Source organism: Streptomyces sp. NPDC048516, from assembly GCF_043199875.1.
In the GTDB taxonomy this organism is placed as follows: Bacteria; Actinomycetota; Actinomycetes; order Streptomycetales; family Streptomycetaceae; genus Streptomyces.
In genome coordinates this window covers 232,762-257,871 of sequence record NZ_JBICWS010000008.1, presented here as the reverse complement: position 1 = coordinate 257,871, position 25,110 = coordinate 232,762, and the positions used below count along the sequence as shown (strand labels likewise).

At 72.5% G+C, this 25,110-nt stretch carries 18 protein-coding genes and 1 pseudogene; 10 read left to right on the top strand and 9 right to left on the bottom strand.

Annotated features, from left to right (window positions below; all coding sequences use genetic code 11):
* Positions 1-29: 29 nt before the first annotated feature.
* Positions 30-875, bottom strand: a complete 846-nt coding sequence (locus ACGFR7_RS18545; RefSeq protein ID WP_393319932.1) for a hypothetical protein — start codon at positions 873-875, stop codon at positions 30-32.
* A gap of 291 nt (positions 876-1,166) precedes the next feature.
* Here ACGFR7_RS18545 and ACGFR7_RS18540 point away from each other — a divergent pair, with 291 nt between their 5' ends.
* From ACGFR7_RS18540 to ACGFR7_RS18530, 3 genes and pseudogenes are all read left to right on the top strand, one after another.
* Entirely contained in the window at positions 1,167-2,873 is a 1,707-nt protein-coding gene (locus ACGFR7_RS18540; protein ID WP_393319929.1) for a N,N-dimethylformamidase beta subunit family domain-containing protein, read from the top strand.
* A gap of 159 nt (positions 2,874-3,032) precedes the next feature.
* Positions 3,033-3,434, top strand: coding sequence for a hypothetical protein (locus tag ACGFR7_RS18535; RefSeq protein ID WP_393319926.1), 402 nt, complete (start codon positions 3,033-3,035; stop codon positions 3,432-3,434).
* A pseudogene (locus ACGFR7_RS18530) lies at positions 3,431-5,066 on the top strand (alpha/beta fold hydrolase). The gene ACGFR7_RS18535 and the pseudogene ACGFR7_RS18530 overlap by 4 nt, the downstream one beginning before the upstream one ends.
* Before the next feature lie 35 nt (positions 5,067-5,101).
* Here ACGFR7_RS18530 and ACGFR7_RS18525 read toward each other — a convergent pair.
* Genes ACGFR7_RS18525 through ACGFR7_RS18515 form a run of 3 tightly spaced genes read right to left on the bottom strand, consistent with a single transcriptional unit; the run spans position 5,102 to position 7,199 of the window.
* A complete protein-coding gene (locus ACGFR7_RS18525; protein WP_393319924.1) occupies positions 5,102-6,106 on the bottom strand; it encodes an aldo/keto reductase in 1,005 nt (334 codons plus the stop codon).
* 17 nt (positions 6,107-6,123) lie between these two features.
* Positions 6,124-6,381 carry a DUF397 domain-containing protein gene (locus ACGFR7_RS18520; RefSeq protein ID WP_393319922.1) on the bottom strand — a complete coding sequence of 86 codons (258 nt, stop codon included), beginning with the start codon at positions 6,379-6,381 and terminating at the stop codon, positions 6,124-6,126.
* Complete coding sequence (locus tag ACGFR7_RS18515) at positions 6,378-7,199, bottom strand: helix-turn-helix domain-containing protein (protein ID WP_393319919.1); 822 nt, start codon at positions 7,197-7,199, stop codon at positions 6,378-6,380. Before ACGFR7_RS18515 ends, ACGFR7_RS18520 begins: the two co-directional genes overlap by 4 nt.
* A gap of 113 nt (positions 7,200-7,312) precedes the next feature.
* On the opposite strand from ACGFR7_RS18515, the gene ACGFR7_RS18510 reads away from it, so the two are divergent.
* A complete protein-coding gene (locus tag ACGFR7_RS18510) occupies positions 7,313-7,750 on the top strand; it encodes an ATP-binding protein (RefSeq protein ID WP_393319917.1) in 438 nt (145 codons plus the stop codon).
* On the opposite strand, the gene ACGFR7_RS18505 is transcribed toward ACGFR7_RS18510, so the two are convergent.
* Both ACGFR7_RS18505 and ACGFR7_RS18500 read right to left on the bottom strand, forming a co-directional pair.
* Positions 7,735-9,465, bottom strand: a complete 1,731-nt coding sequence (locus tag ACGFR7_RS18505) for a chitinase (protein ID WP_393319915.1) — start codon at positions 9,463-9,465, stop codon at positions 7,735-7,737. The two genes, ACGFR7_RS18510 and ACGFR7_RS18505, sit on opposite strands and share 16 nt — an antisense overlap.
* A gap of 331 nt (positions 9,466-9,796) precedes the next feature.
* Positions 9,797-10,882, bottom strand: coding sequence for a DMT family transporter (locus ACGFR7_RS18500; RefSeq protein ID WP_393319912.1), 1,086 nt, complete (start codon positions 10,880-10,882; stop codon positions 9,797-9,799).
* A 461-nt stretch (positions 10,883-11,343) separates the two neighbouring features.
* Between ACGFR7_RS18500 and ACGFR7_RS18495 the strand changes: the two genes are divergently transcribed.
* From ACGFR7_RS18495 to ACGFR7_RS18470, 6 genes are all read left to right on the top strand, one after another.
* Entirely contained in the window at positions 11,344-13,458 is a 2,115-nt protein-coding gene (locus tag ACGFR7_RS18495; protein ID WP_393319909.1) for a phosphocholine-specific phospholipase C, read from the top strand.
* Between the two features lie 299 nt (positions 13,459-13,757).
* Entirely contained in the window at positions 13,758-16,016 is a 2,259-nt protein-coding gene (locus ACGFR7_RS18490) for an MMPL family transporter (RefSeq protein WP_393319906.1), read from the top strand.
* Between the two features lie 116 nt (positions 16,017-16,132).
* The gene (locus ACGFR7_RS18485; RefSeq protein WP_393319904.1) at positions 16,133-16,792 is read left to right on the top strand and encodes a hypothetical protein; all 660 of its coding nucleotides are present in this window, start codon (positions 16,133-16,135) and stop codon (positions 16,790-16,792) included.
* Between the two features lie 230 nt (positions 16,793-17,022).
* Positions 17,023-17,220: a hypothetical protein gene (locus ACGFR7_RS18480; RefSeq protein WP_393319901.1), complete on the top strand. Its 198-nt coding sequence runs from the start codon at positions 17,023-17,025 to the stop codon at positions 17,218-17,220.
* A gap of 139 nt (positions 17,221-17,359) precedes the next feature.
* On the top strand, positions 17,360-20,527 hold the full coding sequence (locus tag ACGFR7_RS18475; RefSeq protein WP_393320184.1) for an AAA family ATPase: 3,168 nt from the start codon (positions 17,360-17,362) through the stop codon (positions 20,525-20,527).
* Between the two features lie 264 nt (positions 20,528-20,791).
* Positions 20,792-22,192 (top strand): DUF4157 domain-containing protein, encoded by a 1,401-nt coding sequence (locus ACGFR7_RS18470; RefSeq protein WP_393319898.1) that lies wholly within the window; start codon positions 20,792-20,794, stop codon positions 22,190-22,192.
* Positions 22,193-22,245: 53 nt separating this feature from the next.
* Here the strand turns inward: ACGFR7_RS18470 and ACGFR7_RS18465 are convergent, their stop codons facing one another.
* The 3 genes from ACGFR7_RS18465 to ACGFR7_RS18455 all read right to left on the bottom strand — a co-directional run bounded on the left by ACGFR7_RS18465 (position 22,246) and on the right by ACGFR7_RS18455 (position 25,082).
* Positions 22,246-22,461, bottom strand: coding sequence for a DUF6191 domain-containing protein (locus ACGFR7_RS18465; protein WP_393319896.1), 216 nt, complete (start codon positions 22,459-22,461; stop codon positions 22,246-22,248).
* 85 nt (positions 22,462-22,546) lie between these two features.
* Entirely contained in the window at positions 22,547-23,728 is a 1,182-nt protein-coding gene (locus tag ACGFR7_RS18460; protein ID WP_393319893.1) for a PQQ-dependent sugar dehydrogenase, read from the bottom strand.
* A 313-nt stretch (positions 23,729-24,041) separates the two neighbouring features.
* Positions 24,042-25,082: an aldo/keto reductase gene (locus ACGFR7_RS18455; RefSeq protein ID WP_393319891.1), complete on the bottom strand. Its 1,041-nt coding sequence runs from the start codon at positions 25,080-25,082 to the stop codon at positions 24,042-24,044.
* Positions 25,083-25,110 lie beyond the last annotated feature (28 nt).

Below are 25,110 nucleotides of genomic sequence, written 5' to 3'. Positions count from 1 at the left end.
ACGCGCGGTGAGGGGGGGCTTCCTCCTCCTCAGGTGGTGGCACCCGTGGCCGGCTGCTCGGGTGGGGTGTCCTTGTGGCTGATCGCCAGGTAGGCCACGAGGAGCACGATGGGCACGATGAGTGCCAGCGTGACCGGACCCGTCCCCCAGCCGAGGCCGCCGCGAGCGGTGGAGACGCCCATCCAGTCGGCGAAGGAGGCCCCTAGCGGGCGGGTCAGCACGTACGCCCACCAGAAGGCGGCGACGGCATTGAGGCCGAGGAAGCGACCGGACAGTGCGGGGACCGCGATGAGGGCGGTGAACAGGAGGCCGGACGGGAGATATCCCCAGTGCAGGGTGCCCGCCGTGAGGTCGCCGACCGCCGTACCGAGGGCGAACGTGGCGAGCACCGTCGCCCAGTAGAAGGACTCTCGGCGACGGGTACGGACGCTGTGGATGGACAGCGTCCCCTCGGACACGTACCAGGCCGTCAGGATCGCGGCCAGCCCGCCCGAGAAGGCGATGACCGAGACCGTGTAGGGGATGCCGGCCATGACGTGCACGACATCGGCGGCCATCGTGCCGAAGACACTGACCATGACGATGGCGGACCAGTAGACCCAGGGCCGGTAGCGGGTGGCCCGGAGCTGGAGGACCAGCAGGGCTACCAGCCCGGCCAGCCCGAGGCTGCCGGCCGGTATCGGGCCGAGCGTCCGGGCGAGGTAGTCCGAGGCCGTCTCGCCCATGCCTGTGGTGAGTACCTTCACTCCCCAGAACAGGGCTGTGACCTGCGGGACCTTGCTCCAGCCCGATCCGTGTCCACCGCCGGGCGCGGGGGTGCGGGGCCACTCCCCGCCCACGGGCCGTGCCGGCGCCTCGTTGCTCGGCTGTGCCATCGTGCTGTCCGCCCTCCCGACGCGGTTGCGCCGTGTCGGCAACCATGTGCATGCCGGGCATCGTTCAGCCGACCACGCGTGGTCGGTGGTCCTGCCCGGCTTTCGTCTACAAGACTGTAGACGATGGTGTGAAGCGGGGCGGGGCGGGGTGGGGTGGGTGAGCCGTGGCCGCCTCCGGTCCGTGGCACGGCGCCGTACCCGCATTGGGCCTCCCGGGGTCGTCCGGTGGCGCGGGTCGGCGGATGATCGTCCCGACGGCTCGACGGGAAGGGGGCGCACGGGAGCGAAGCGATGGGTGACGACCTCCAGCACGGTGAGCAGCGCCGGCACGGTGAGCAGTGCCAGGGCGGCGCGGAATGCGGCGAGGCAGGTGGCCCCGAGGCGGGTGGCCCCGGGGGCGCCGGCAGCCCCGGCGCCCCCGGCGGCCTTGCGCGCAGGCGGTTCCTCGGGGTCGCCGCCATGGGGGCCGCCGGTCTCGCCGTGGCGGTGGCCGGCTGTGACGCCACGTCCGGCAACGGCCCCCGGGCCGGCGGCGACCAGCCGGACCTGGCCGCGGAGCGGGACCGGCCGGGGCACCCCGACTGGCGGCTCCGCTCGGCCGGTCCGCCCGATGCCGTCCAGGGCTACACCGACAAGGTGAGCGTCCTGCCCGGCGAGGAGTTCGGGCTGTACGTCTCGACCACCGCACCCGGCTTCCGTGTCTCCGCCTACCGGGTGGGCTGGTACCGCGGGGCCCGGGCCCGGCGGGTCTGGCACTCCGGCCGGGTGGCCGGACGGCGTCAGCGCCACCCGCGGCTGCTGCCCGGGATCCGCAGCGTACGGGCGGACTGGGAGCGCAGCCTCCGGGTGCGTGCGGACGGCTGGCCGCCGGGCGCCTATCTGCTCCGGCTGGACGCGGAGCACGGGCACCAGCGATACGTCCCGATGGTCGTCCGCTCGGCCCGCGCCACCGGCCGGACGGTGCTGATGCACGCGGTGACGACCTGGCAGGCGTACAACGCGTGGGGCGGCTACAGCCTTTACCGGGGCGCGGACGGCGGGTACGGGACGCGCTCTCTGGAGGTCAGCTTCGACCGGCCCTACGACGGCAACGGCGCGGGGAAGTTCCTGGTCTACGAGTGGGCACTGGTGGTCCTCGCGGAGCGGCTCGGCCTTCCGCTGGCCTACACCACCGGGGTGGACGTCCACCGCGACCCATCGGCGCTGCGGGGTGCCTCGGCGGCGCTCTCGCTCGGCCACGACGAGTACTGGACCCCGCAGCAGCGGGAGCACGTCACCCGGGCCCGCGACGCCGGTACTAATCTCGCCTTCCTCGGGGCCAATGCCTGCTTCCGCCGGGTCAGGCTGGAACCGGGGCCAGGGCGGGGGCCGGGGCCAGGGCCGGGGTCAGGGCCGGGGCCGGCGTCGTCCGGTGCCCTGCGCACGGTGGTCTGCTACAAGACCTCCTACCGGGACGATCCGCACTTCGCCGGTCAGCACCGGGCCCTGCCGACCCACGACTTCCGCAGGCCGCCCGCCGCCGACCCGGAGTCCGCCCTGACCGGCGTCTTCTACGAGGGTTACCCGACGGATGCGCCCTATGTCGTGCACAGCGCGGATCACTGGCTCTTCGCGGGTACGGGCGCGAAGCGGGGCGATGCCTTCGACCACCTGGTCGGGGTGGAGTACGACCGGGTGACCCCACAGGCGCCCACGCCCAAGAGGCTGGAGATCCTTGCCCACTCACCGCTGGTCTGCAACGGCCGGCGCAGCCACGCGGACTCCGCCTACTACACCGTGCCGAGCGGTGCCGGCGTCTTCTCCTCCGGAACGATGCGGTGGGTGGAGGCCCTGATGGCGGGAACGCGCGACGACGGCCGTGACCACGGCATGGACGACCGTACGCGCGCCTTCGTCACCCGCACCACAGAGAACCTGCTCCGCGCTTTCGCCTTGGCGCCCGCGGCGAAGATCCGGCCGGTCCCGCGGAGCAACGTGGCTGCCGTGTACGGGACTTAGGCCGGTCTCGGGTCAGATCGACGCAACGGACGGCTGTCCCGGCATCGCGTCCCCGTCCCCGCATCCGGGGTGAGCGTTGCTGGGGTTGGCTCCCCTGAGACTGGGGGGACAGCCGCAGTGAGTACCGGCGCCGGCGCTTCTAGCGTCTGACGACGTGAGATGTTTACCGAGCAGAGCGAAGAAACCTCCCTTTGGCATGCGCCGGCCGGAGCGGCGTTCTACCGCGGGCTGTTCGGCGGGAAGCTGGTGCCCGCGCGCTGGCTCGCCGAGATGAAGCACACCGTCCCCGCCGACCCGCGGCGGCTGTGGCCCGGCGCCCGGTACGGACTCGGTCTGATCGCCTCTCCGCTGCAGTGCGGCGGGATGTGGTGGGGGCACAGCGGGACGGTGCCCGGCGGACACCGCGGGTTGGGCGCGGTCACCCCCGACGGCCGCGGCATCGCTCTCGCACTCAACAAGGTGCCCGAAACCGACCAGGCAGAGGCCGACTTCCGCGCCGTCGTCGACCGCGCCTTCTGTGCCGGCGACATCACCCCTCATCAGATCGAGGAGTCTGCGTGATCATCCTCAGCCCGGCCCTGCGCCGCGCCTCGGCAGCGGGCATCGCCCTCGCTGCCTGCTTCGCCGCTTCCCCCGCCGTGTCCGCGGCCACCGTGCCCCCTGCCGCGGCCACTGTGCCCCCTGCCTCGGACCGCGACCCCGCCGCGGCAACCGCCGGACCCAGAACCGGCTCCGGGGCCGGGCTCGACCGCTACTACCGGCAGCGCCTCGCCTGGGGCAGCTGTATCAAGGGCCCCGGCGACGCGATGGGCCGTGGCCTGGAGAAGGCCGGTGTGCGGTGCGCGGACGTGACCGTGCCACTGGATTACGCCGCCCCCCGGGGCCGCACGATCACCGTCGCGGTCTCCCGGCTCAAGGCCACCGACCCCCGCCACCGCATCGGCTCGATGCTCCTCAACAACGGCGGCCCGGGCGGCCCTGCCCTCCAGTCCCCGCCGGACGTCCGCAAGGCGATGAAAGCGGTCGGCCCGCTACGACATCATCGGCTTCGACCCGCGCTTCGTCGGACGCAGCACCCCGCTGGACTGCCGTTGGCCCGTCGGCACCAGCGTCCTCTCGGCCGGTCTCAGCCGCGCGAGCTTCGAGCGGCAGGTCACCTTCCAGAAGGGCCTGGCCGACAAGTGCCGGGCCGCCAACGCGTCGGTGCTGCCGCACATCAGCACCCGCAACACGGCGCGCGACATGGACGTCATCCGCGGTGCGCTCGGCGAGCGGAAGATCTCCTACCTCGGCTACTCCTACGGAACCTACCTGGGCACGGTGTACACCCAGCTGTTCCCCGGCCGCTTCGACCGGACCGTACTGGACGGGGCGCTCGCCCCGGACGGCTACGGCCCCCGGCTGCTTCAGGGGGCCGAGCCCGAGAACGAACGGGCGCTCTCCGACTGGGCCGCCTGGGCGGCGCGCCGCAACGCCGGCTACGGCCTCGGCCGCACCCGTGCCGACGTGCTCGCCACGGTCCGCAGTGTCGTCGCGGCGTCCGCGCGCGGTCTGACGGTCGGCACCGCCCCCGAGGTCTTCCGCCTCGACGACACCCAGGTGCCGTCCCTGATCACTGCCGAAATCGCGGATGACAGCGACCCCCAGCGGGCTGCCCTCGGCGAGCACCTGGCCGTACTGGCCAAGGCCGCGGGCGGGCAGCCGACCCGGCTGTCTCCGCAGTTCGCCGCAGCGCTGCGGACCATGCTGAACGGCGAGGACGCGAAATCCGCCGGGGCGCAGTCCGCGATCATCTGCGGGGACAAGCCGGCCCCGCGCGACCCCGAGCGCTACTGGCGGGACATCGAGCGCAGCCGCGCCGAGCACGCGCTCTTCGGACCGCTGACCAACAACATCGGACCGTGCGCCTTCTGGGACCGGCCGCGCGAGAAGCCCACGCAGGTGCGTCACGACGCTCCGGCGCTGATCGTGGCCGCCACCGGCGACCCGCGCGCCACGTACAAGAACAGTCTCGCTCTGCACGGCCTGCTGCCGAGCTCCCGGCTGATCACCCTCAAGGGCGCCAACCGCCACGGGCTCTACGGCGAGTACGGCAACGCCTGCGTGGACGGCAAGGTCAACCGGTACCTGGCCACCGGCAAGCTGCCGGAAGACGACCAGCCCTGCGCCAAGCGGGCCGGCCAGCGGCGGTGACGGGCGCGGCCGGGTCCGCCCGGCCGCTTCCCGGTTCAGTGGCCCAGGCGCTCCAGGGCGGCGAGCGGGTAGCGTTCCCCGGCCACCGCGCCGTCGGGCACGGCCGCCCGCAGCCGGGCCGTCTGCTCCGGGGCCAGCGCGATACCGGCCGCCGCGGCGTTCTCGTCCAGATACGTCCGGCGTTTGGTGCCGGGGATCGGGACGATGTCCTCGCCCTGGGCGAGCAGCCAGGCGAGGACGGCCTGCGCCGGGGTGCAGCCGAGGGGTCCGGCGGCCGCGCGAACGGCCTGGACCAGGCGCAGATTGCGGTCGATGTTCGCCTCGGAGAACCGCGGCCAACGGCGCCGGGCATCCTCGGCGGTGAGGTCGTCGCGGGACGCCAGCGCACCCGTCAGCATGCCGCGCCCGAGCGGCGAGTAGGCCACGACGCCGATGCCGAGCTCCCGGCAGGTCGCCAGCATCTCGCCCTCCACGACCTCGCGGGTGAAGAGGGAGTACTCCAGTTGTACGGCGCTGATGGGGTGGACGGCGTGCGCCCGGCGCAGCGTCTGCGGGCTCACTTCGCTGAGGCCCAGATGGCGTACGGCACCGGTGACGACGAGCTCGGCCATCGCGCCGACCGTCTCCTCGATGGGGACGGCAGGATCGCGGCGGTGCAGGTAGTAGAGGTCGATACGGTCCGTGCCGAGGCGGCGCAGCGAGGCGTGACAGGCCTCGCGCACCCAGGAGGCGGAGGAGTCGACCTCGTTCACCCGCCCCGTGGCGGCGTCGTGCCGCAGCCCGAACTTGGTCGCGACGACCAGCCCGTCCCGCTCCGTCGCCGTGCGGCCGCGCAGCCAGCGGCCAAGGAACTCCTCGTTGGCGCCCCGCCCATAGGCGTCCGCGGTGTCGAGCAGGGTGACGCCGAGCTCGACCGCCCGGTCAAGGGTCCGCACGGACTCCGCGTCGTCCGGGACGCCGTACGAGGTCGACATCCCCATACAGCCGAGGCCGAGCGCGGAGACGTTCGGCCCGTGCGTACCGAGCCGTCGGTGCTTCATCGTCCCTCCGGCGCCGGTCAGGCGGAGACGTCCGCGATGAAGGCGGCCCAGGCGGAGACGCTCAGGGTGAGCGACGGCCCGGTGGGGTTCTTGGAGTCGCGGACGTGGATGGCGTGGGGGCAGGTGGCGACTTCGAGACAGTCGCCGCTGGCGCTGTAGCTCGACTTGTGCCAGTCGTAGGCGACTTCGACACATGCGCCGCCTTCACTGGCGCTGTAGCTGGACTTGCGCCAGGTGAGATCGTTAGAGGGCTGCGGAGTGGCTGAGCTTGTCATGACTCTCCTGCCAGATCGTCCAGCAGGCCCATGGTCTCCTCGGGCGTAAGGGCCTGTGACCGCAGCATCCCATATTTCTGTTGGTACACACTGACCTCGTCCGGATCATCAACGAGGAAGCTGATTCGCTGCGCCTCGATATAGGTGAGGTGGTCATGCTCCGGTGTCTCCAGCAGAATCATCGGGCCGTCGAGGGAAGCGTGAGTTGTGCGGCGCGTTGGCATGACCTGCAGTCCCACAAACGGGAGTTCAGCGCAACGACGCAAGTGCCGAATCTGTTCTCGTAAGACGTCGCGCCCGCCAATGGGGCGGTCCAGGATCACTTCCTCCAGCACGAAGTTCATCATCGCCGGAGGCTTCCGCTGGAGCACCTTTTGTCTGCTCAGCCGCCCGCTCACCCACTCTTCGGCCAACTCATCGTTGATTGGGGGGTACAGGGAGGAGAAGAGCGCGTGTGCGTACGCCTTGGTCTGGAGAAGGCCGGGCACGACCTGATTCTCGTACCAGAGCAGCGTCAGCGCCTCCTCCTCATGCTCCACCAGATCCTGGACGAACGCGGGCAGCTTCTCCCGCTCCGGGACCTTCGCCACCGCGACCGCTAACGCCCCCTTGGTGCCCAGGACTTCGTCCATCGTCTCGGCCAGGTCGAGCTTCAGCGGTCTGCGGCCCTGCTCGACCGAGCCGATGGTGTCCTCGTGCACTCCCACCCGCTCGGCCAGCATGGGCTGGGTCATGCGGGCGGCCTTCCGGAAGTGACTCAGCTGGGCGCCGATCACATGCCAGGAAGTGATCCTCTTCGGTTTGTTCGCCGGGTGCATGCGCTCTGCCTTCCCCTCCCCGCGACGGCATGACACCGCCAGAAGTCGTACATCGCATCCGTACGACCTGACGCTGTGGTCCAGCATAGTGACGCACTGTGACAGTGGGAGTTATGCACAAGGAGATCCGGGCGCTCTGCGCCCGTACGGCGTTCTATCGGCGCGAGCGCCGATCCGTCCCGCTGGCGCGGGAGTTCGCCCGTACCGCCCTCACCGAATGGGACCTGGACCACCTCGCGGAGGATGTCCTGCTCTGCGTGAGCGAACTGGCCACCAACGCCCTGCTGCACGGCGTCCCGCCCGGCCGTGGCTACCGGCTGTGGCTCTCGCTGGGCGAGGACGGGCTGCTGCGCGTGGAGGTGCACGACAGTGGTGGCGGGGAGCCGCGGGTGCCGGTGTGGGCGCCGTGCGACGGAGAAGAGGGCGAGTCCGGGCGGGGGCTGTTGCTGGTGTCCGCGCTCGCCGACGCGTGGGGCATCGGCGAGCGCGTGCCGGGGAAGATCGTGTGGTGCGAGTTCCGCGGCTACGGCAAGGGCTACGGCAGGCCGTGAACGTGCGGGCCGACCGCGTTCGACCAGGCGTTGCCGCTCGCCGCGTCCCAGTTGGTCGACCAGGTCATCGCGCCCCGGAGGCCGGGGTAGGTCCGGGCGGGCTTGAAGGAGCCGCAGGAGGTGCCCTTGGCGAGGCAGTCCAGGGCGGCGTTGACGACGGACGGGTCGACATAGCCGCTGCCCGCGCCCCGGGTGGAGGCGGGCAGACCCAGGCCCACCTGGGAGGGGTCGAGGCCGCCTTCGAGCTGGATGCAGGCCAGGGCGGTGAGGAAGTCGACGGTGCCCTGGGAGTAGACCTTGCCGTCGCAGCCGAGCATGGAACCGCTGTTGTAGTACTGCATGTTGACGACGGTGAGGATGTCCTTCACGTTCAGCGCGGTCTGGAAGTAGCCGCCCGAGGTGGACTGCATGTCGAGGGTCTGGGGCGCCATGGTGAGGACGAGGTGGCCGCCCGACTTCTGGGAGAGCGAGCGCAGTGCCTGGCTCATATAGGTCGGGTTGAGACCGTTTTCGAGGTCGATGTCGACGCCGTCGAAGCCGTACTGCTGCATGAGGGTGTAGAGGCTGGTGGCGAAGTTGGCGGCTGAAGCGGAGTCGTTGACGGAGACCGTTCCCCGTTCGCCGCCGATGGAGAGGATCACCGACTTTCCGGCCGCCTGCTTGGCCTTGATGTCGGCCTTGAACTGGTCGACGGTGTAGCCGCCCAGGCCCGCCGAGTCGAGGTTGAAGGTCACGGCGCCGGGTGTGGTGGTGGCGTCCGCGAAGGCCACCGCGATGATGTCGTACTGGGCGGGCACGTCGCTGATCTTCTGGACCGTCGCGCCGTTGTTGAAGTTCTGCCAGTAGCCGGTGACCGCGTGCCGGGGGACGGCCGGGGTGCCGCCGCTGCCGGAGGGGGCGGTGGTGGCCGTGAGCGGTGCCGAACGGGCCGACTCCCCGGCCGAGTTGGTGCCCGAGACCTGGAAGCGGTAGGAGGTGGCGGCTGCCAGGCCGGAGACCGTCGCCGACGTGCCGTTCACCGTTCCGTATTTGGTGCCGTCGCGGTAGACGGTGTAACCGGTGGCGCCGGAGACCGGGGTCCAGGACAGGGCCACGGAGGACGGGGTCACCGCACCGGCGGTCAGGCCGCCGGGCGCGTCCGGGACCTGTGGCCCGGGGTCGGTGCCGCCCCCGCCGGCGGACCCCAGGACGCTGAAGTCGTCGGCGTAGTAGGCGGGTTGTCCGTACCAGCCATGGGTGTAGACGGTGACGGAGGTCGTCGTGGGGCCCGTGGTGAAGGTGGTGCTGAGCTGCTGCCAGTCGGTGGCGGACGGCGTCCAGGTGGAGACGTCCGTGGTGCCGGTGCCGGAGGCGCCCAGGTAGACGTAGGAGCCCTGGACGTACGCGCTGAGCCGGTAGGCCGACCCGGGCTTGACGGCGACAGTCTGGGAGCAGGTGGCGTTGTCGGAGGGGGTGGGGGACGCCTTGAGGGCGCCGGTGCCGCTGTGGACGGGAGAGCCGACGGCGCTGCCGCTGCCCGCCGAACAGGTCCAGTTGCTCAGGCCGGATTCGTAGCCGGCGTTCCTGGCGACGTTGACATCGGCCGCGGCGGCCGGGGCGGAGCCGGAGAGGGTGGCCGCCGTGGCGGCGAGGGCCGTCAGTGCCGCGGCGAGGAGGCGTCTGTGGCGGGTAGGGCGGGTGCGGCCGGTGGGGCGAGTATGTGCGGTACGAGGCATGGCTGTCTCCGGTGTCGAGGGGGGAACACGGGGAGAACTGCAGCAAGACGGTGGCCACCGCTTCTGGGCACAGAATGGTTCAGACCAATAGGGCGGTCAAGAGGTCTGGCGCAGCGGGGACTTGGAGGCCTGCTGCGTGACGGGCGCGGGCGCGGGCCCGGGCGCGGGGAGAGGTGCAGGCACGGGCGTTCCGGAGGGGGCATCACGCTGGTGCCGGCCAAACCGGAGGCGGACAGCAGGTTCCAGGCGGGCATGGTGGCCGTCGAACGGGGGCGGCTCTCGCGGGGCGTGCTCGGGGACGCGGTGGCCTGAACCGTCCGGGCCCGCCCGCTCACAGCGGCGGTGCCCCCGGGGCCGCGCCCGCCGGTTGCGAGGCCGGGGTGGCCTCCGGTGCCCCGCCCTCCGGCGCCCCGCCCTCCGAGGCCCCGCATTCCGAAGACCCTCCCTCCGGCCGCTCCGGCCGCTCCGGCCGCTCCGGCCGCTCCGGCCCGCCCTCCGCCGTGGCCGCCGGTGCCGCCGCCTGCCGGCCCCAGGTCGTACCGACGAGGATCAGGACCGCCCCGGCCACGCCGAGCAGGCCGGGCCGGTCCCCGCCGGCGACGACGCCGATCACGGCCGCCCAGAGCGGTTCGGTGCCCAGCAGCAGGCTCACGCGGGAGGGTGAGGTGCGGCGTACCGCCCACATCTGCACGAAGAAGGCGAAGAGGGTGCACATCAGCGCCAGGTGGAGGAGCGCGGCCCACTGCTGCGGGGAGTAGGCGGCCGCGACATCCACCGGTGAGACGCCGGCGAAGGGCGACGCGCACGCGAAGACGGCGATGGCGCCGGTGAACTGGACCACCGTCAGGGCCCCGGAGTCGGTCGAACGGACCGTCTTCATACGGCCCGTGGCCATCACGTACACGGTGCGGACGACTGCCGCGAGCAGCATCAGGAGATCGCCGGACGACGGCGTGGTGAACCCCGACCCCTGGGTCAGCAGGGCCACACCGGTCACGGACAGTGCCGCCGCGCCGAGGAACGCCCCGGTGGGGCGGGTGCGGGTCGCCACGGCCTCCGCGAGCGGGGTGAAGATCATGGTCAGGCTGATGATGAGGCCCGCGTTGGTCGCCGAGGTGTGCACCACCCCGAACGTCTCCAGCAGCAGGACGCCGGACAGGAGCATGCCGAGAAGCACGCCCGCGCCGGTCTCCCGGGCGCTGAGCCGGGTGATCGCTCGACCCGCGACCACCGCCATCACCGGCGCGGCCACCACGAACCGCAGCAGGAGCAGGGCGATGACGGTGGCTGTGGTGGCCAGTTCCTTGGCGGCCAGGTAGCTGGAGCCCCAGACGACGGCTACCAGGACGACCGGCAGATCGATGAGCCAGAGGGGCCGGTTGCCGGGGCGGGCGGTGCCGGAGGTCAGGGGGGTCATGGTGCGCGGGTTCCTTGTCCGATCCGTGTCCGATGAGTGCGGCCGTACGGCGGGTGCGGCTTGGCGGGTGCGGCTCTGCGAGTGGGGCTTGGTGAGTGCGGCCGCCCGGCAGGGGAGGCCGCCGAGGCCCGGGGGAGGCCGCCGGGCCCCGGGGGAGGCCGAGACGATCTTCCCAGGGCGGTGCGCCCGCTGGGAACAGCCGGCGCGAGCCGGAACCGGCCACGTCCGCTCCCGGCGGGTGCCGCGGTCCTTCCCCGGGCGGGCAGTTCGCTCTCTGTCGCCCGTCACGGCACTCCACTAAGGTCCCCGTCGCTCCTCATCGTCCCCGTCGCTCCTCGACCCGGACCGGCGGACCGCGGGCCGGCCGAGGGGCTGATGGAACGGCAACCGGAACGGCACCTCGTACGCCAACCGAAACGGCAACTGGTACATCGACCGGAACGTCAACTGGGAGGCCGGGCATGGCACCTGAGATATCTCGTAGACGTGTACTGGGAATGGGGGCGGCAGCGGCGGGCGCGGCGACGGCCGGATCGCTGCTGCCGCCGTCGTTGCAGCAGGCGCTGGCGGCCGGTGCGGCGACGCGGTCGGCGCGCGCCGGGGGCGGGCTCGCGGACCTCCGGCATGTGGTCGTGCTGATGCAGGAGAACCGCTCGTTCGACCACTACTTCGGGATGCTGCGCGGCGTACGCGGCTACGCCGACCGCAACGCCGTCGGACTGCCCGGCGGCCGGAGCGTCTTCGAGCAGCCGGGGTGGCTGGGCCTCGGGACCGTGCTGCCGTTCCCGGTGCGCGAGGCGGCCGCCGCACAGCGCAAGGACCTGCAGTACATCGGCGCGCTCGACCACGGCTGGGACGGCGGGGCCAGCGCGTGGAACGGCGGGTGGATGAACAACTGGGTCACCGCCAAGTCCCCCGCCACGATGGCGCACTACGACCGGCAGGACGTCCCGCTGCACTACGAACTCGCGGACACCTTCACCGTCTGCGACGCCTACCACTCCTCGATCCACTCCTCCACCAGCCCCAACCGCAACCACCTGGTGAGCGGCTGGACCGGCTATGAGCCGGACGGCAAGCGCGCCGTGGGCAACGACGCCTACGCGGAGGACACCCACACCGGCTACACCTGGACCACCTATGCCGAGCGGCTGGAGAAGGCCGGCCGCAGCTGGCGGGTCTACCAGGAGTGGGACAACTTCACCGACAACAACCTGGAGTTCTACGCGACCTTCAAGGCGGTGGCGAAGCAGGCCCTGGCGAAGGTCGGCGCAGTGCAGAACATGACCGGCTACTACGGGAAGCTGGCGGGCGCCGACGAGGCCGGGCGCCGACGGCTGCGCGGGCTGCTGGAGGAGGGCGTGAGCGGCCTCGGCCGCGACGGGCGCGGCCTGTTCGAGCGGGCGCTGCGCCGCGGTGAGCCGGGCAGCACGGCGGCCGCGTTCGCCGCCGATGTGGCGAGCGGCGCACTGCCCGAGGTGTCGTACCTCGTGCCGTCCGCCGCGGACTCCGAGCACCCCGGCTCGTCCTCGCCCGCCCAGAGCGCCACCCTCGTCTACCGGGTGCTGGACGCGCTCGGCCGGAACCCGGAGGTCTGGCGGCACACCGCGCTCTTCCTGACGTACGACGAGAACGACGGGTTCTTCGATCATGTGCCGCCGCCGGTGCCGCCCGCCGGGACGGACGGGGAGTTCTGGGACGGCCGGCCGACCGGTCTGGGCATGCGGGTGCCGATGCTGGTCATCTCGCCGTGGACGGTCGGCGGCTACGCCTGCTCGCAGGTATTCGACCACACCTCGATCACCCGGTTCCTGGAGCGCTGGACGGGCATCGAGGAGCCCAACATCAGCGCCTGGCGGCGCACCGTGTGCGGCGATCTGACCGCCGCCTTCGACTTCTCCCGCGGGCGCCGGCAGCCGCCGGTGCCGCGGCCTGGCGCCATCCCGCCGTTCAGCGGGCGCTGGCTGCCGTGGCCGCCGGTCCGGCAGGCGCTGCCGCGGCAGGAGGGCGGCAGCCGCCCGGCCAGGGCGCTGCCGTACCAGCCGGACGCCGACGGCGGCTTCGACCCGGGCGCCGCGGTCTTCCGGATGGCCGTACGCAACGACGGCGAGGCCTCCGTGCACCTGGCGCTCTACCCGTACGCGAAGGAGTTCGCCGCCCCGCAGCACCGGGACGTGCGGGGGGAGGGGACATGGGAGGTGCCGGTCAGGGACGGGGCGTACCGCTTCACGGTGACCGGGCCGAACGGCTTCCGGCGGGAGTTCGCCGGGACGGGGCGGGGCGCCGCCGCGGCCGTCCTGACCGGGACGCGGATCGACGCCGGGCGGCAGGAGCTCCACCTGACCCTCACCAACCCCGGCCGCACCGACCTGACCTTCACCCTGCAGCCGCTCGCGTACGCGGATACCGCGCCGCGGACGGTGCAGGTGAAGGCCGGCCGCAGCCGCACCGTCGCCCATCCGGCGAAGGACGCACACGGCTGGTACGACCTCCGTCTCTCGGCCGCCGAGGACCCGTCCTTCCACCGCCGGCTGATGGGACACGTGGAGAACGGCAAGGAGTCGGTCACCGGCTGAGGCACGGTATACGGGCCGGGCCGGGCCAGGGGGAGGAGGCGGCGCCGGGGCAGCAGGCGGGACCGGGCCGGGATGCGGGGCCCGGCCCCCCGGCGAGAGTTCCCCATTTCCGACTCTTTGTGGGGAAGTCCACAAACACCTCAAAGGATCTCCCCGGGCTGACACCCTGCACGGAAGAAGGGGGTCCGCCGCTCCCTCACGGGCTGGCGGCGGGCTCGCCCGTCCCCCATACATCCGCGCTCGGCACCACCCGCTCCCGGGAGATATCGACGCACAACCCCGGGAAGCAGACGAGGTCCGTGACCGCTCTGGCTCGGTGGTGTCTCAGGCGCCGCATCGTGGTGATCGTGCTCTGGCTGGCCGCGTTCGCGGGGGTCGCGGCCGCCGCGGCGGCGGTGGGGTCCGCGTACTCGAACAACTACGAGGTGCCCGGCACCGAATCCGGGCGGGCCTCCGCCCTGCTGGACCGGGCCTTCCCCGGGCAGTCAGGGGACAGCGACACCCTCGTGTGGCACACGGACTCCACCACGGTGCGGGCCGCCACGGTCCGCACGACGATGACGCACACCCTGGAGAAGGTCGCCGAGCTGCCCGGCGTCGCCGAGGTGCACGGCCCCTACGGAGGGCCCGGCGCGGGCCCGTCCGGCGGCCGGGGCGCGCAGCAGATCAGCAGGGACGGGCACACCGCCTACGCCTCCGTGCTCTTCGACCGCGCCACCGACGACCTGGACCCCGCACAGGTCCGCAAGGTCGTCGACACCGCCCGGGCCGCCTCCGGCAACGGCCTCCAGGTCGAGCTGGGCGGCGCGGGGATCGCGCTGACCGAGGCGCCGCGCGCCCAGCTCGCGGAGATCATCGGGCTCGGCGCCGCGGCCGTGGTGCTCTTCCTCGCCTTCGGGTCGCTCGCCGCGACCTTCCTGCCGATCGTCACCGCGCTGGCCGCCGTCGGCACCGCCTCGGCCGGCATCACCCTGCTCAGCCATGCGATGACCGTCGCCGACTTCGCCCCGATGCTCGGCATGCTGATCGGCCTCGGCGTCGGGATCGACTACGCGCTGTTCATCGTCACCCGGCACCGCAAGGGCCTGCGCGCGGGCCTGCCGGTCGGCGAGGCCGCCGTCCGCGCCGTCTCGGTGTCCGGGCGCGCGGTCGTCTTCGCCGGGGCCACCGTCTGTATCGCGCTGCTGGGCATGCTGATATTGCGGCTGAGCTTCCTCAACGGAGTCGCCCTCGCCGCCTCGCTCACCGTCGTCCTGACCGTGGCCGCGTCCGTCACCCTGCTGCCGGCGTTGCTCGGACTGATCGGGATGCGGGCGCTCAGCCGCCGCGAGCGCCGGCGGCTGGCCGAGCACGGGCCCCGGCGCGAGCGGCCCGCCGGTATCGCGGCCCGCTGGTCCGCCTTCGTCGAGCGGCACCCCAAGCTGCTGGGGGTGGCCGCGGCGGCCCTCATGGCCGTCCTCGCCCTGCCGACCCTCGGACTGCATCTGGGCACCTCCGACCAGGGCAACAACCCGGCCACCTCGACCACCCGCAAGGCCTACGACCTGCTGGCGGGCGGCGCGTCCGGCGGCGGCCGCGGGAGCGGCTTCGGGCCCGGATTCAACGGGCCGCTGACGCTCGTCGGCACCCTGGACGGCGCGGGGGACCGGGTCGCCTTCGACAAGCTGCCGCAGCGGCTGCGGGAGACACCCGGCATCGCCCAGGTCAGCGCTCCCGAGTTCGACGGCAGCCACAGCACCGGCGTGATCACCGTCGTCCCCACCACCGCACCGCAGTCCCGGCAGACCTCCGACCTGGTGGAACGCCTGCGCGGCGACGTGCTGCCCGCGGCCGAGGGCGCGAGCGCGCTGCGGGTGCGGGTCGGCGGTATCACCGCGAGCTACGACGACTTCGCCGCCGTCATCGTCGGCAAGCTGCCGCTCTTCATCGGCGTGGTCATCGCGCTCGGCTCGCTCCTGCTGCTGCTCGCCTTCCGCAGCATCGGCATCCCGCTCAAGGCCGCGCTGATGAATCTCGCGGCCGTCGCCTCGTCCTTCGGGATCGTCGTCGCGGTCTTCCAGTGGGGCTGGGGCAGCGAGCTGCTGGGACTGGGCAGCGCCGGCCCGATCGAACCGTTCCTGCCGGTCATCATGGTGTCGGTGCTCTTCGGTCTGTCCATGGACTACCAGGTGTTCCTGGTCTCCCGGATGTACGAGGAGTGGCAGCTGACCCGGAACAACTGCCGGGCGGTACGGGTCGGCCTCGCCGAGACCAGCCGGGTGATCAACTCGGCGGCGGTCATCATGATCGCGGTGTTCGCGGCCTTCATCCTCAGCGGGGACCGGACCATCGCGATGTTCGGCATCGGCCTGGCCTGCGCCGTCGCCCTGGACGCCTTTGTGCTCCGTACGCTGCTGGTGCCCGCCCTGATGCACATGCTGGGCGGCGCCAACTGGTGGCTGCCGTCCTGGCTCGACCGGTGGCTGCCCCGGATCAGCATCGAGCCGCCGCCGGAGCCGGGCGCGGTGGCGGGGCTGCCCGGGCCGCAGGGCGGGGAGAAACCGCTGGTGGGGGTGTAGGACCCGGCGCCGGACGCCCCCTCGCGGCGCCCCGCGGACGGCGTGTCGCCGTCTGCCGCCCGCCGGCCGCCGCCATTCTCATCTCACTCTCAGACGCGGCACCTACGGTCGCGCCCATGGGAACGACCAGGACGACCGAGAACCGAACCGACGACGAGAAGACCGTGCCGGCGCAGGGGGCCAAGGAGACTGCTGCGATCCCGGAGACCACCGAGGCGGAGGCGGCCGGAAAGGCCGCCGCCAAGGCCGATGAGCAGGTCGATGACAACGCCGCCCTCGCCGCGCAGGACGAGGCCGGTGACCTCGAAGCGGACGACGGCGTCGACACCTTCGACCACGGCCCGCACACTGCCGGGTCCACCACCTCGATCGCCGCCGGCGCCGGTGCCGTCGTCGCCGCGGGGCTGGGCCTCGCGTCCGTCACCGGCACCTGGCTCGGCACCACGCTGGCCGAGCGCGCGAACCTGATGGGCCAGATCAAGGTCCAGTCGGGCAAGGCCCAGGCCGCCGACCAGATCTCCGCCGTCTACGGCGCCTCCTGGCACACCAACGCCCTGGTCAACGGCTTCTTCGCGCTGCTCGCCGTGATCGCCGCCACGGTGGTGGTGACCACCACCCGGCACCGCCCCACCTGGGTGCGGGCCGTCGCCTGGGGCGGGCTGGCGCTCGGCGTGCTGGGGATCCTGATCTCCGCGGGCATGTACCTCGACCTGTTCGGGAGCATGCCGACCGTTCCCAAGGCCCCCGCGGGCGGCGCCGGACCCGCGGCTCCGTAACCCCGTGACTCCGTGACTCCGTAAGGACATCCGGGCCGCTTTCTGAGCACCGTACGGGTGCCACGGGCGGTGCCTAAGGAACCACCGGGCGATACCGCGGGTTTCTGAGCACCGCCCGGGGCCGAAGATCGGGAACTCTCCCGATGTGGCGGACCCCCCTGGGCGACGAGGCTTGAGCACATCGACAAGCCGTCGAGTGACCACCTCACCGCCGTCAGGGGAGACACACCATGTACCGCTCCGAGCTGGAGATCCGGATCCGTCACGAGGAGCTGCGCCGCGAGGCCGACCGGCAGCGCCTGGCGCGCCAGGCGACCGAGGCCCCGCAGAACGGGCCCCGTGGCGCCGCCCGTTCCGGGACGGACGAACCCGGAGGGCGGGTGCGTACACGGAGCAGGTGGCTGCGGCTCCGCCGCGCCGCCGCCTGACCGCGCCGCTCACATGACGCCTCAGGTGCCGGCCCCGCCGCCCGGCCCCCAGCCGTCCGCCCGGCCCCAGGTGCCTTCCGCACCGGGCCGGGCGTTTCGCGTACCGGAGCCCCCTGCCGGAATGTCAGACCCCTGTGCGATGCTCACCGGCGTGGAGACCAGGCCCGTCAGTCCCGTGTTCATCGGCCGTGCGGCCGAACTCGCCGCGCTGGGGGACGCGCTCGCCCGCAGCACGGCGTCCGGCGAGCCCCAGGCCCTGCTGATCGGCGGTGAGGCCGGGGTCGGCAAGACCCGTCTCATCGAGGAGTTCTGCGAGTCGGCCCGCGCCGCCGGCGCGCTCGTCGCCTGCGGCGGCTGCATCGAGATCGGCTCCGAAGGCCTGCCCTTCGCGCCGTTCTCCTCGATCCTGCACACCCTCAACTGGCATCTGCGCGACGAGCTGGCCGCCGCCGTCGCCGGGCAGGAGGGCGAACTCTCCCGCATCCTGCCCGAATTGGGGGAGACCCCGGGCGAGGCACACGACGAGGAGATCGGCCGCGCCCGCCTCTTCGAGCTGACCGCCCGCCTCCTGGAGCGGCTTGCCGCCCACCGCACCCTCGTCATCGTCGTCGAGGACCTCCACTGGGCCGACCGCTCCACCCGCGAACTGCTCGCCTACCTCCTGCGCTCCCTGCACGACGCGGGGGTCCTCCTGGTGGCGACGTACCGCTCGGACGACATCCACCGCCGCCACCCCTTGCGGCCCTTCCTCGCCGAGATCGACCGGATGCGCACGGTCCGCCGCGTCGAACTCGCCCGCTTCAACCGCGAGGAGGTCCGCTCCCAGATCGCCGGGATCCACGGCAGCGCTCCCGAAGAGGACACCGTCGACCGGGTCTTCAAGCGCTCCGAGGGCAATGCCTTCTTCGTCGAGGAGCTGGCCCGCAGCCTCGCCGACGGCGCGCTGTACGGCCTCAGCGACCCCCTGCGTGATCTGCTGCTGGTGCGCGTCGAGGCGCTTCCCGAGGACGCCCAGCGAGTGGTGCGCACGGCCGCGGAGGGCGGCTCCACGGTCGAACACGAACTCCTCTCCGCCGTCTGCCGGATGCCCGAGGACGACCTCATCGAGGCGCTGCGGTCCGCCGTCGGCAGCAACACCCTGGTGCCCACCCGGGACGGCACGGGCTACCGCTTCCGGCACGCCCTCGTCCGCGAGGCAGTCGTGGACGATCTGCTGCCCGGCGAGCGCACCCGCCTCAACCGCCGCTACGCCGAGGCGCTGGAAGCCAACCCCGCACTGGTCCGCGCCGATGTCTGCGCCGCCCGGCTGGCCAGCTACTGGTACAAGTCCCATGACGCCGCCAAGGCGCTGCCCGCCGTCCTCGCCGCCTCCGTCCAGGCCCGCCGCCGCCATGCCTACGCCGAACAACTGCGGCTGCTGGAGCGCGCCCTGGAACTGTGGGACGACGCGCCCACCGAGGTCCGCCAGGGGGTGCGCCCGGTCGACTACGCCGAGGCGTACCCGGCCTGCGGCTGCCACGACGGCGACGCCCTGCGCTTCCTCGACCTGCTCGCCGAGATCGCGGTGGCCGCCCGGCTCTCCGGCGACAACGAACGCGCCTTCACGATCGTCAAGCGCGCCCTGCGGTCACTGCGCGGCGAGAGCGACCCTTCCCCGAGCTCTCCACACGGTGCGAGCAGCGGGGACCCCCTTCGTACGGCGTGGTTCTTGGTGCAGCGCTCCCGGCTCTGCCAGGGCACCGGCCGCGGCAACGGCTGGGAGGACCTGGGTGCCGCACAGGAGCTGATGCGCGGCCTGCCGCCGTCCTCCGTGCACGCCGAGGTGCTGGCCGCCGTCGCCAGCTGGGCGATCCTGCACGACCCGGGACCCGGCAGCTTCGCGACGGCCGAACGCGCCGTGGAACTGGCCCAGTTGGTCGGCGATGAAGAGGCCGAGCTCAACTCCCGGCTGACCCTGGCGGGGCTGCGGGTCGACTCCGGGGAGGTCGACGCGGGCCTCGACGACTTCCGCACCAGCCTCGGCCGCGCCGTCGACCGCGGTTACTTCGCCGTCATCGCCCGCGGCCACATCAACTTCCCGTCCGCCCTGGAAGGCGTCGGCCGCTCCCGTGAAGCCGTCGAGGTCACCGAGCAGGGCGTCGAACTCACCACCCGCTACGGCCTCAAGGACAGCACCAGCTGGGTCCTGGGCAACCGCGCCGAATCCCTGCAGTCGCTGGGCCGCTGGGAGGAAGCGGGCCGGGCCGTCGCCGATGCCCGCCGCCTCGCCCAGAACCCCCGGACCATCGCGCTGGCCGCCAGCCGCCACACCGACCTCGCGCTGAACGGGGGAGACTTCGCCGCCGCCGCACGCGAACTGGCCGTCGCCCAGGAGCACTACGGCACCCACGACCCGCAGCCGCAGAATGTCCTGGTCATGGCGCGGCACGCCCTGCGGATCGCCGCCCACCAGGGCCGCCTCCTCGATGCCCGCAGCATCCTCCAGCAGGCCCTGGACGCCGGCTTCCCGCCCGGCACCCAGCGCTACGCCTGGCCGTTGCTCTGGTCGGCCGCCACCGCCGAAGCGGACGCCCGCGGACTTCCCGCCGCCGAGCCGGGCCGGGCCGCGGTCCTCGCCCGCATCCGGGAGGCCGCGAAGAAGCTGCCCCGGCTCTGCCCGGTCTGGGCGGCCCACGGCCTCGCGCTCGACGCCGAACTCCGCCGCGCCGAAGGCCGCGAAACCCCCGACTCCTGGGCGGAGGCGGTCGCCGCCTTCGAGCCCCTGGAACGCCCGCACGAGCTCGCCCGGGCCTGCTACCGCTGGGCGGAATCCCTCCTCCACGGCAGCGAGCGGGCCACCCTCGGACTGCACGGCCGTACCCCGCGCGAGGCCGCCGTGCTCCTGCTCAACCAGGCGCACACCGCCGCCGCGACGATGGGCGCCCGCCCGCTTGCCGAAGAACTCGCCCTCCTCGCCCAGCGGGCCCGCGTCCCCCTGCCCGGCCTGCAGCCGGCGGCCGCGACGGAGCCGGCGTCCGGTGCCGCCCCTGCGGCGGCCGTGGACCCGTCACCCGCCGGCGCCGTCCCCGCCGAATCCCTCGGCCTGACCCCGCGCGAACGCGAGGTACTGCGCCTGGTCGCCGAGGGGCGCAGCAACCGCCAGATAGCCGACGCCCTGTTCATCTCCCCGAAGACCGCCAGCGTCCATGTCTCCAACATCCTCGCCAAGCTGGGCGTCTCGGGCCGCGGCGAGGCGGGCGCGGTGGCGCACCGTCTGCGCCTGTTCGGGGAGCCGGCACCCGGCCCGGGATCTGCCGTGTCCTCCTGACCGGCACGGCGGGCCCGGGCCACGCCGGGCCGGCACCGGCCGCGACCGCCCCGGGCGGTCCCGTCCGAACGGGCAGCCGTCGGCGGGGTCGGGCTGCCCTTGTGGAGGGTCCACTCTGCCCGCGCGTACCTGGCATCCGGCTGCATCCGCTGTGTATCCAGGAAAGTCGACACGTCGCGCGCCAGACGAAGGATTCCCATGCAGGATCACGAGAGGGCCCCAACGACCGGGCCTGCCCACGTCCGTACTCCAGCCGACAAGCCCGTGGCCACCCCATCGGCACCGCTGCGCGGCCCACTCGCCCGGCAGGCCGGCGCCGGAAATGCCGCCGTCGTGCAGATGCTCCGCCAGGCCGGACATTCCTGGGCCGAGCCTGAACCACACCAGCACCACGCTGATTGCGGACACCGGACCGAGCAGCCCGCCGTGCAGCGGTCTGCCGTCCACGACACCCTGCGTGCCGGCGGCCGGCCCCTGGACGAGGCGACCCGCAGCGATATGGAGGCCCGGCTCGGCGCGGACTTCTCCGACGTGCGTATCCATGACGACAGTGCGGCCAAGGCCTCCGCCGCCGAGGTCGGCGCCCGCGCCTACACCTCCGGCAGCCATGTGGTGATCGGGGCGGGCGGTAACGACAAGCACACCCTGGCCCATGAGCTCACCCACGTGGTCCAGCAGCGTCAGGGTCCCGTCGCCGGAACCGACAACGGGGCGGGGCTGCGTGTCTCGGACCCTTCGGACCGGTTCGAGCGCGAAGCCGAGGCCACCGCGCGCCGGGTGATGTCGGGCCCGGTCCCGGCCGGGCCACAGGTACAGCGCGCGGCGGCGCGTGAGCGGCCGGCGGTCACGCCGATGGTGCAGCGGAACGTCCAGGACCACCTCACCGACCAGTACTGGCAGGAGCGGGCGGCGGACAAGAAGCCCGTGAAGGCGCCTGCCAAGACGTCGAAGGGCCGCACCGGGGACGCGATCCTCCTCGATATCGGGCCCAAGCTCATCAAGGAGCTGGCCAATATGTGTGCCGGGAAGTCCGAGACCGAGCTGAACGGGATGGGACGGCTCGAGTTGTTCCGGGCGATGGAGGCAACGGAGGCCGAGGACATCGAGGAGTGGTGGGGCGGGGAGGGCCATACGCCGGCCGAGAAGATCTCCGCCATGAACGACTGGATCATGGACAATCAGGGGGAGAAGACCCTCGGGGGCGCGTTCAACAAGACATATGGCGAGACGAAGAAGACCGCACGCGACCCCGGTAACCCGAAGGACGGCGTCCTGCCGATCGGCCATCACCTCGGCGACGAGGAACAGGCCCGCACCTACTACAAGAAACCCGCCACACAGGTGCTGATGAAGTTCACGCTGAAGCCCGGCGCGCACGAGCTGCTGTTCCATCCGGACCACATGGCCGTCGCCGGGGACAGCAAGGGCCGCGCACCGCAGTCCCTCAGGAACCTCCACGGCGGCATGCCGCAGGCCAAGAAGGGCGAGGGGATGCTGGAGGGGTATGTCGGGATCAAGCAGGAGAATCCGCGGCAGTACGACCGGGACGAGCAGGGGAACCGCGATCTGGTGGACGGGCGGGGAGATTTCAGCCTGGCCCTGGGCACCAAGTGGTCACGGCTGCTGTTCCAGATGTTCGTCGAGGGCATCGACCGAGTCTCCTGAGCCCGAGGAGCGCACCCCCTGCGGCATCGGGCGGTCCGACCGGACCGGCTCCCTCAGGGCCGCTCCCGCTTCCGGTCCCGCTCCCGGCCGGGCTCCCCGCCCGGCCGCTGCCGGGGCGCCCTGACGACGACGGTCCCCGAGGAGAGATCGACCGGGCCCTTGCCGGGGTCACCGTCACCCACGTCATCGACGACGAGCGACATCTTCTGCCGCTCCTCGTCGGTGTGCTTGCGCCCCGGTGCGAACAGTTCTTCGGCGATGTTGAACATGGTGCCCTGCCCCCTCGTCGGTTGACACGCACCCGTCCCCTGCCCCCGAGTGTAGGCAGGCCATCCGGAAAGGGGATCAGCCCGGTCAGCTCACCTTGAGGCGGAGAATCCGGTCGTCGCCCTTGTGCGGTGTGCCCCGTCCGTCCGTGTTGCTGGTGACCAGCCACAACGCCCCGTCATCGGCCGCCACGACGGTCCGCAGGCGGCCGTAGGTGCCTTCCAGAAAAGCCTGCGGAGCCGCCACCGGCTTCGTCCCGTTCAGCGGGATCCGCCACAGCCGTTCGCCGCGCAGAGAGGCCATCCAGATCGATCCCTTGGCGTAGGCGATACCGCTGGGCGAGGCGTCCGCGGTCTTCCACACCTCGACGGGGTCCGTGAACACGGTGCCCGCGGTCCCGCCCCTGGCCTTGCCCTTGCCCTCGACCTCGGGCCAGCCGTAGTTCCTGCCCGGCTCGATCAGATTGAGCTCGTCCCAGGTGTTCTGGCCGAACTCCGAGGCCCACAGACGCTTGTCGTCGTCCCAGGCCAGACCCTGCACATTGCGGTGGCCGTAGTCGTACACCACCGAATCCGCTTCCGGGTTGCCGTGTGCCGGCTGTCCGTCCGGCGTCATCCGGAGGATCTTGCCGCCCAGGGACTGCTTGTCCTGCGCCAGCCCGGTGTCCCCGGTCTCACCGGTGCCGGCGTAGAGCATCTTGTCCGGGCCGAACGCGATCCGGCCGCCGTTGTGGATCTGGCCCTTGGGGATCCCCTTGAAGATCGTGTCGGGCGCGCCCAGCTGATTGCCCTGGGGGCGCTTCTCGTCGTAGATCATGCGGGCGATGCGGTTGTCGGACGCGGTGGTGAAGTACGCGTACACCTGGTGGTCCGCACCGAACGTCGACGACACCGCGATCCCCAGCAGCCCGCCCTCACCCCCGGGATCCACCCCCGGCACCGATCCCAGCTCGGTGATCTTCCCGCCGTGCGCCGCGACCCGGAAGATCTTTCCGGTGTCACGGGAGGAGACCAGCAGATCCCCGCCCGGCAGCACCGCCACGCCCCACGGCGACTTCAGCCCGGTGGCCAGGGTGCCGGTCACCTGCACCGCGCCCTTGGCGGGCGGCGCGGCCGACGACGCGGTGGCGCTCGGCGAGGCGGCTCCGCCACGGTTCTCGGCCGGGGCGGAGCTCCCCCCGCCCCGGGGCTGCGCGCCGCCGGACGTGCAGCCCGCTGCCAGGAGCAGCGAAGCGGCGGCCAACACGGCGGTCTGGAAACGGCGTTGCACGGCAGAGGTCCTCTCGTCGGCAGACGTGGAGTGGACCAGAACACCACACCGTGGCCTCGCCGCGCCGCGCGATGTCCGTTCCCGCACCACTCCCACCTGCCATGATCCGGCCGGGGCGGCCGTGCCGCGAGCGGGACACGCGCGGCCTCCGCGCCGTGCCGCTCTCCCGGCCCAGGGACGTCCCGCTCAGTACCAGGACCCGTCGTCACCAAGGCCCGTCGTCACCGGGACCCGTCGTCACCAGCACCCGTCGTCACCAGCACCCGTCGTCACCGGGACCTGTCGTCACCAGGACGCGTCAGTGCCAAGCCCCTCAGTACCAGGACCCGCGCGCCGGTGGCAGTTCGGCGATCTCCGCCAGGTCCTCGCGGGTCAGTGTCAGCTGCGCGGCCTTGGCGTTCTGCGCGGCCCAGCGTTCCTTCTTCGTGCCCGGCACCGGCACCACATGCCGGCCCTGCGCCAGCACCCACGCCAGCGCCACCTGCCCCGGCGTGGCGCCGTACCGGGCGCCGACCCGCCGCAGCCCCGCCACCACCGGCTGGTTCGCGGCCATCATCTCGGCCGTGAAGCGGGGGTGGCGGGCCCGTATGTCCTCCCGTTCGAAGCCCTGCCCCGGGGTGAGGGTGCCGGTCAGATAGCCGTTCCCCAGCGGCATCGCCGCGAGGAAACCGACCCCCCGCGACTCACACCACGGCAGCAGTTCCTCCAACGCCTCCGGCGACCACACCGACAGCTCCGCCTGCACGCTGCTGACGGGGAACACCTGCTGGATACGTTCCAGTTGGGCCAGCGTGCCGTCGTGCATCCGGGAGCGGGGGCGCGCCCCGCCACTCGCCGGGCGGCGCTCCGTACGGGCCGCGCGGGACGGCCGTACCGCCTGCGCGCCCACCGCACACAGCCCCAGCGACCGCACCTTCCCCGCCGCCACCAGCTCCGCCATCGCTCCCCAGGTCTCCTCGACGGGCACCTCGGGATCGGCCCGGTGCAGCTGGTAGAGATCGATACGGTCGGTCTGCAGCCGCCGCAGCGAGGCGTCGCAGGCGCGCTTGACGTAGCCGGGCCGCCCATTGGCGACGATGTGCTGCTCGCCCACCAGCAGCCCGCACTTCGTCGAGACGAACGCCTCCGCCCGCCGCTCCTTGAGCACCCGCCCCACCAGCAGCTCGTTGGTGAACGGGCCGTACATATCTGCGGTGTCCAGCAGGCTGCACCCCCGGTCCAGCGCGGTGTGCACGGCCCGCAGCGAGCTGTCCAAGCTGCGCTGCGACTCGGTGTACCCCCAGCTCATCGGCATACAGCCGAGCCCGATGGCGCCCACGTCGAGAGCCGCCGCACCGATTGTCCTGCGCTCCACCTGGCTGTGCCTCCGTCCCCTCGCCCCC

Excerpts from the sequence above, each read along its gene's own strand:
- ACGFR7_RS18535 (WP_393319926.1), top strand. The coding sequence starts at position 3,033 with ATGTTTACCGAGCAGAGCGAAGAAACCTCCCTTTGGCATGCGCCGGCC.
- ACGFR7_RS18495 (WP_393319909.1), top strand. The coding sequence starts at position 11,344 with ATGGCACCTGAGATATCTCGTAGACGTGTACTGGGAATGGGGGCGGCA.
- ACGFR7_RS18545 (WP_393319932.1), bottom strand. The coding sequence starts at position 875 with ATGGCACAGCCGAGCAACGAGGCGCCGGCACGGCCCGTGGGCGGGGAG.
- ACGFR7_RS18540 (WP_393319929.1), top strand. The coding sequence starts at position 1,167 with ATGGGTGACGACCTCCAGCACGGTGAGCAGCGCCGGCACGGTGAGCAG.
- ACGFR7_RS18520 (WP_393319922.1), bottom strand. The coding sequence starts at position 6,381 with ATGACAAGCTCAGCCACTCCGCAGCCCTCTAACGATCTCACCTGGCGC.
- ACGFR7_RS18465 (WP_393319896.1), bottom strand. The coding sequence starts at position 22,461 with ATGTTCAACATCGCCGAAGAACTGTTCGCACCGGGGCGCAAGCACACC.
- ACGFR7_RS18510 (WP_393319917.1), top strand. The coding sequence starts at position 7,313 with ATGCACAAGGAGATCCGGGCGCTCTGCGCCCGTACGGCGTTCTATCGG.
- ACGFR7_RS18480 (WP_393319901.1), top strand. The coding sequence starts at position 17,023 with ATGTACCGCTCCGAGCTGGAGATCCGGATCCGTCACGAGGAGCTGCGC.
- ACGFR7_RS18505 (WP_393319915.1), bottom strand. The coding sequence starts at position 9,465 with ATGCCTCGTACCGCACATACTCGCCCCACCGGCCGCACCCGCCCTACC.
- ACGFR7_RS18475 (WP_393320184.1), top strand. The coding sequence starts at position 17,360 with ATGCTCACCGGCGTGGAGACCAGGCCCGTCAGTCCCGTGTTCATCGGC.
- ACGFR7_RS18525 (WP_393319924.1), bottom strand. The coding sequence starts at position 6,106 with ATGAAGCACCGACGGCTCGGTACGCACGGGCCGAACGTCTCCGCGCTC.
- ACGFR7_RS18500 (WP_393319912.1), bottom strand. The coding sequence starts at position 10,882 with ATGACCCCCCTGACCTCCGGCACCGCCCGCCCCGGCAACCGGCCCCTC.
- ACGFR7_RS18485 (WP_393319904.1), top strand. The coding sequence starts at position 16,133 with ATGGGAACGACCAGGACGACCGAGAACCGAACCGACGACGAGAAGACC.
- ACGFR7_RS18515 (WP_393319919.1), bottom strand. The coding sequence starts at position 7,199 with ATGCACCCGGCGAACAAACCGAAGAGGATCACTTCCTGGCATGTGATC.